6 protein-coding genes are annotated in these 6,238 nt (G+C 36.5%); 4 read left to right on the top strand and 2 right to left on the bottom strand.

Going from position 1 to position 6,238, the window contains the following annotated elements:
• Positions 1-1,249 (top strand): malate dehydrogenase (quinone) (gene mqo, locus AC06OU_RS16885; protein WP_475857320.1); only part of this gene is annotated, 1,249 nt, incomplete at its 5' end.
• A 93-nt stretch (positions 1,250-1,342) separates the two neighbouring features.
• On the opposite strand, the gene AC06OU_RS16880 is transcribed toward mqo, so the two are convergent.
• Positions 1,343-2,752, bottom strand: a complete 1,410-nt coding sequence (locus AC06OU_RS16880; protein ID WP_475857319.1) for a glycoside hydrolase family 18 protein — start codon at positions 2,750-2,752, stop codon at positions 1,343-1,345.
• Positions 2,753-3,100: 348 nt separating this feature from the next.
• On the opposite strand from AC06OU_RS16880, the gene AC06OU_RS16875 reads away from it, so the two are divergent.
• Positions 3,101-3,322: a transcriptional regulator SplA domain-containing protein gene (locus AC06OU_RS16875; RefSeq protein ID WP_475857318.1), complete on the top strand. Its 222-nt coding sequence runs from the start codon at positions 3,101-3,103 to the stop codon at positions 3,320-3,322.
• A 12-nt stretch (positions 3,323-3,334) separates the two neighbouring features.
• The gene (gene splB / locus AC06OU_RS16870) at positions 3,335-4,363 is read left to right on the top strand and encodes a spore photoproduct lyase (protein ID WP_251555649.1); all 1,029 of its coding nucleotides are present in this window, start codon (positions 3,335-3,337) and stop codon (positions 4,361-4,363) included.
• Between the two features lie 114 nt (positions 4,364-4,477).
• Here splB and pgeF read toward each other — a convergent pair whose 3' ends face one another.
• Positions 4,478-5,239 carry a peptidoglycan editing factor PgeF gene (gene pgeF, locus AC06OU_RS16865; protein ID WP_475857316.1) on the bottom strand — a complete coding sequence of 254 codons (762 nt, stop codon included), beginning with the start codon at positions 5,237-5,239 and terminating at the stop codon, positions 4,478-4,480.
• Between the two features lie 302 nt (positions 5,240-5,541).
• On the opposite strand from pgeF, the gene safA reads away from it, so the two are divergent.
• Entirely contained in the window at positions 5,542-6,150 is a 609-nt protein-coding gene (gene safA, locus AC06OU_RS16860) for a SafA/ExsA family spore coat assembly protein (RefSeq protein WP_475857314.1), read from the top strand.
• Positions 6,151-6,238 lie beyond the last annotated feature (88 nt).

Below are 6,238 nucleotides of genomic sequence, written 5' to 3'. Positions count from 1 at the left end.
TAATTTAATCGAGAATCCTCAGGACTTTATTATGCCTTTACCTCATATGAGTATGGTTCAAGGAACAGAAAACGTGGAGTTCTTGAAGAAGCGCTTTGAAGCGATGACCCAAAATCCATTATTTGAAGGAATGGAATTCTCTGATGATCCAGCACAGCTGAAGGAATGGATTCCGTTAATTATGGAAAACCGTACGGCTAATGAAGCGATTGCTGCAACTAAAATTGACACTGGTACAGATGTTAACTTTGGGGCATTGACTCGTATGTTGTTCGATCACTTAAAGACTAAAAATGTTAAGGTCAATTATAAGTCTAGTGTAGAGAATTTAAACCGTACTCAAGATGGCAAATGGGAAGTAAAAGTGAAGAACCTCGCAGAAGGAAAAATCGAGAACCATACAGCAAAATTCGTCTTTGTTGGTGGTGGAGGCGGAAGTCTACATCTCCTACAAAAATCGGGTATTCCTGAAGGAAAACATATCGGTGGCTTTCCAGTAAGCGGAATATTCATGGTTTGTAACAATCCTGAAATAGTTGCGAAGCATCATGCTAAGGTATATGGTAAAGCTGCTGTTGGGGCTCCACCAATGTCTGTACCTCATTTGGATACTCGCTTTATTGACAATAAAAAATCACTACTATTTGGACCTTTCGCTGGTTTCTCACCGAAGTTCCTAAAAACTGGATCGATGATGGATTTAGTAACTTCTGTTAAGCCACATAATCTCTTTACAATGCTAGCTGCAGGTGCCAAAGAGATGTCTCTAACAAAATATTTGGTCCAACAGGTAATGCTGTCTAAAGAACAACGCTTGGAAGAGCTACGAATCTTTATCCCAGATGCTAAAGCAGAGGATTGGGACTTAGTTGTAGCAGGCCAACGCGTACAAGTGATTAAGGACACAGAAGCTGGAGGAAAAGGAACTCTTCAATTTGGTACAGAAGTTATCACTGCAGAGGATGGTTCCATTGCGGCCTTATTAGGTGCTTCTCCAGGTGCCTCTACTGCAGTACCAGTTATGTTGGACGTTCTTAAACGATGCTTCCCAGATCATATAACGGAGTGGGAGCCAAAGATCAAAGAGATGATTCCATCTTACGGTATGTCTCTTATGAACAACCCAGAGCTACTTAAGGATGTACATGCAGAAACAGCAGAAACACTTCGACTAAAAATAGACCAAAAGGTAGCAGAGAACATGGAACCTTTGGAAGACGTTAGTGAAGTTATAGACGATATTGTATAAGCGATATTTTATAAATCATCAAGAACCTACCATCTTCAATAGATGGTAGGTTCTTTTCTTTATTTATAGATTACTCAACATTCAAATGAGAGATCAGCTTTTCTTTACTTCAAAGTTGTCATCTAACAATACCCAGTTTTGAGGGAAGGAATAACCTAACACCCAATAACTAATACCTCGCAAACGATATTGTTTGACTAAATTAAATTTAGCCTGAGCACTTCGAGCATCCTCAAACCAAACCTCATGTTTTTGTCCCTGCTCATCTGTGTAATTAAAAAAAGGTGATTGAGCCACTGTATCAAACTGTATTCTTGCTCCGTATTGGGTAGCCAATGTAATTGCATCCTGCGGGCTAAAGGTCTCTGCAATTTGCCCAGCTTCATGAGGAATTCTCCAGTCTCTTGCATATATTTGAAAGCCTAAAAATAGTTTGTCTGCAGGAATAACAGTTAAAGCATATTCTACTACCTTTTTCATTTGATTGACGGGGGAAATCGCTTGAGGAGATGCACCGCGCCAACCCCATTCATACGTCATTAGGATCACAAAGTCTGCAATTCTTCCATGTGCTTCATAATCATGTGCTTCATATAGCAAGCCGGATTGAGTCTCGCTAACTTTAGGAGCAACTGCAGTAGAAACAAAGTACCCTTTAGGATGAAGTGTATCGACTGTTAGCTGGAGAAAGGAGGTATAAGCATCTCTGTCTTCTGGTAATACGTTTTCCAAGTCAATATTCAATCCTCTATAACCCTTATCCTCCATAATCTGAAGAACGTTTGTCATCAATTTCTTTAATATATCTGGATTAGAGAAAATGACATGCATGAGATTAGTTCCAGCCTCAGTAGATGAAAAATTGGTGATCACCATCATTGGTACAATATTGTCGGTAACAGCTGCTTCTATTAACAGTTCGTCCTGTAAGGGCTCTAAATCTCCACTTTCTGTAAGCTTGTAAGCAAAGGGACTAATATAGGTGAGTAGAGATTGAAGACTGTTTACCGTCTGGACGGCATCCTCTTCTTTCTGATAGGTATAGGCGTTCACTTCGACTAATGGCTTGACTCTAGGAATGATTAGTTGTGTTCCTGGATATAAGAGGCCAGGCGTTTGTATTTTATTTTGATTAATAAGTGCTTGAATAGTTGTTCCATAAAGGCTAGCAATTTGTCGTAGTGTTTCACCAGGTTGCACAACATGAATGATAGGAGGAATAAAAATTCGCTCACCAGGATATAAAAGATTTGGATTTGCTAGTCTGTTAGAAAGAAGAATAGTTTGTTCCGTTATACCATACTGTTGTGCGATTGACCAAAGAGTTTCGCCAGTTTGAACTGTATGATAGACTCCATAAATAGGAATAATAAGCGATTGACCAACCAATAGAGTATTTGGATCAGGTAATTGGTTCGCTTGTAAAATCGCATTTATATCTATTTGGTACCGATTAGCAATTTCCCAAAGCGTATCTCCATTATTAACGACATATATAATCAATGGGCAGCTCCTTTTTTCTTAGGTTTACTAAAGCATATGTTTAGTTAACCGAATATAAATGTAGAACTTATACTTTTTTAAAATTCTCCTATTTATTTTTTCTAAGGGATGGCCTGTCTGAATGAAATAAGGATTAAAATATTTCTTGATTACCGCAATATATGTAGCGAATCACAAATTTCTTTGTACTTAATATGTTATAGGGTCTTTTAAAGAAATTATGATTTTGATTTCAATAACTAAACCATATTCGATTTAGCGGATATGGTTTTTTCAATTGTATTTATTACATAAATTCTTTTAGGAAAGCCAAGCTAGTGAAAAAGCTAGGAGTGTGAGAGAAGCAAAATGGAAGATTATACAGCAGGAGATATTGTTTATATTTTTTATCGGAACCCCCATATCCAAAGTGTAGCTAACATTCAATCAGCTGCAGTAGTTAATGATCCAGATAATCCAAATGGACTGGCTGTTTTTGTTTATGAAACGTATTATCCTTTAACAGCTGATTTGGCTATATATACAAGTGCTTTTGAAGCAGAGCAAGCGTATCGTCACTATTTTCAATAATGGAGGTTGAACATGAGAAAACCATTTACACCTCAGCTTGTGTATTTTGAGCCAAAGGCACTTGATTATCCACTAGGTAGAGAACTTAAAGAAAAGTTTGAGAAGATGGGGAAAGAAATTCATTATACGACCTCTCATAACCAAATACGTAACCTTCCTGGCGATAATGACTTTCAAAAATACCGTATTGCTAAGTCTACGTTGGTTGTAGGAATTAGAAAAACCCTAAAATTTGATTCCTCTAAGCCTTCTGCGGAATATGCAATTCCTTTTGCTACTGGTTGTATGGGGCATTGCCATTATTGCTATTTACAAACAACCATGGGAACCAAACCTTATATCCGTACATATGTGAATGTAGAGGAAATTCTCGGAGCAGCTGATAAGTATATGGAAGAACGTGCACCGGAAATCACAAGATTCGAAGCATCCTGTACCTCTGACATCGTGGGAATAGACCATTTAACTCATACCTTAAAAAGAGCGATTGAGCATTTTGGTAAATCGGAATTCGGTAGACTGCGATTCGTGACGAAATTTCATTTTGTTGATCATTTATTGGATGCGAAGCATAATGGAAAGACCAGATTTCGCTTTAGTGTAAATGCAGATTATGTGATTAAAAATTTTGAGCCTGGTACTTCTCCATTAGACAAGAGGATTGAGGCTGCAGGGAAGGTTGCAAGAGCAGGATATCCACTTGGATTTATTGTCGCTCCTATATATCTTCATGAAGGCTGGAAAGAAGGATATTATCATATGTTTGAACGATTAGATGCAGAGCTTCCAAAGGATGCAAGAGATGATATTACCTTTGAATTCATCCAGCATCGTTTTACAAAGCCTGCTAAAAAGGTAATCGAAAAAAACTACCCAATGACTAAGCTTGAACTGGATGAAGAATCCCGAAGAATAAAATGGGGGAAGTATGGTATAGGAAAATACATTTATCAAAAAGAAGAAGAGGAAGACATCAAAGAGCATCTATATAGTTATATGGAAAAGTTCTTTCCGAATGCAAAATTTGAATACTTTACTTAAAAAAAACAGCCTGGTTCTCAAGAGAATCAGGCTGTTTAAATGAAGCTTGAGTAACATTTTTAGTAATGAGACATCTATTAATTGATTAAAGAGATTACAACCTATTTTAGAAAGTTACTTCTTCCTCATTATAAAACTTAAATGTCTCCCAGTATTTCTATCCTCTCGGTAAGAGAAGCCATCTGGACTTAAAAAAGTACATGTGCGATCTATCGAAATCTGTTCAAGCGGTATACCAGCCAGTTCACACTGCTTTTGAACGGTCAATTGGTTATCAATATGATATTTGCCTGTTTCTTCTCTGTAATACATAAAGTCATCTGCATACCCTAGGTTCTTAAATTTTGTGTAGACATCCTCATCCACTTCAAACTTTTCTTGGCTTAGTGCAGTGCCTATTTGTACGTGAAAATCAGCAGGGTTACATTGTTCGTGTGTTTTCAGATGCTCAAATAGCTGACTTGTAATTTCCTTGATGGTTCCTTGCCAACCAGAGTGAATGACTCCAATAAGTCCATTAGTTTCATTATAAAAAATGACTGGCACGCAATCTGCTGTAAAACTGCATAATAATAGGTTTGGTTCAAATGTGTAAAGAGCGTCTGTGTCTTTAATAGCGGTTTCCAAAAGCGTTGCTCCATGCCCTTTATCATTCGTTGTCACTTTATAGAAATTTGCACTATGGGTTTGATTGGCACAAACAAAATCTTCTAAACTGCAATTGAGCTGGGCTGCTAATTTTTTTCTGTTTTCCAATATGTGTCCTGGGTTTTCGCAAATGTGTAAGGCCATATTGTTCTCTTCCCAAGCAGTAGGATCTTTCCTAGTTGTTCCAGAGAGAAAACGTTCGTTGTTTAAATAATTTTTAATATTCATATAATCACCTGTTTTTAATATATCTTAAACACTCATTGTTGTATAGGACAGTAGACTTAACCTAACCTTTAAAAAAACTGAAAAATTATAAAAAGAATTTGTCTATAGAGGAATTTTCCTCCTTGAATATTTCAAAAGTGTTACCTTTGAACCAGTTATTTTTCCCATACTATCAAGCTTTCTCTTCTATTCGTTCTTCTTTGTAATCTAACTGTAAAATTACATCCAATTATTAAGGGGTGATTTATAGGGCTTTTCTATTTTACTATATTAATAGAGTAAAAAAAGAAAGGAAGATTACCTTGTTTAAAAACAAATTAAAAGTTGCTGCAGTAGCAGTCGCAATTTCTTTATTATTATTACCACTAACTGCATTTGCAGCTAATACCTATACCGTTGTATCAGGAGATTCTCTATGGAAAATAGCAGTAAAAACACAAACTGGAGTTTCAGAATTAATTGAGAAAAATCCTCAGTTAGAAAATCCAAATCTTATTTATCCAGGACAAAAAATAAATGTTCCTACAAAAGATTCTTATAACATTGAACAAGATGTAATTAAACTTGTAAATGTTGAAAGAGCAAATGCTGGCCTGTCTCCATTAAGCTATGACTGGGAGCTAGGAAGAGTGGCACAATATAAATCACAAGATATGCACGATCAAAAATATTTTAGCCATACAAGTCCTGTTTATGGAACTCCATTTACAATGATGAAGAATTTTGGAATTAGCTATAAATCAGCAGGAGAAAATATTGCACAAGGTCAAACGACTGCAAAAGCAGTAGTTAACGCTTGGATGAATAGTGAAGGACATAGAGCTAATATCTTAAACAAAAACTATACTCATATTGGGGTAGGTTATGTGAAAGACGGAAACTATTGGACTCAAATGTTTATACAAAAATAATTGATTTAGGGTGGGAATGACGACGTAAGTGTTGTCATTTCCACTCTTTTAGTTTACGGCCTATGTCTGCCCTTCAAAGTGTAGATGT

It is taken from the genome of Psychrobacillus sp. (genome assembly GCF_056205495.1).
This window is presented reverse-complemented; position numbering and strand designations above follow the sequence as displayed.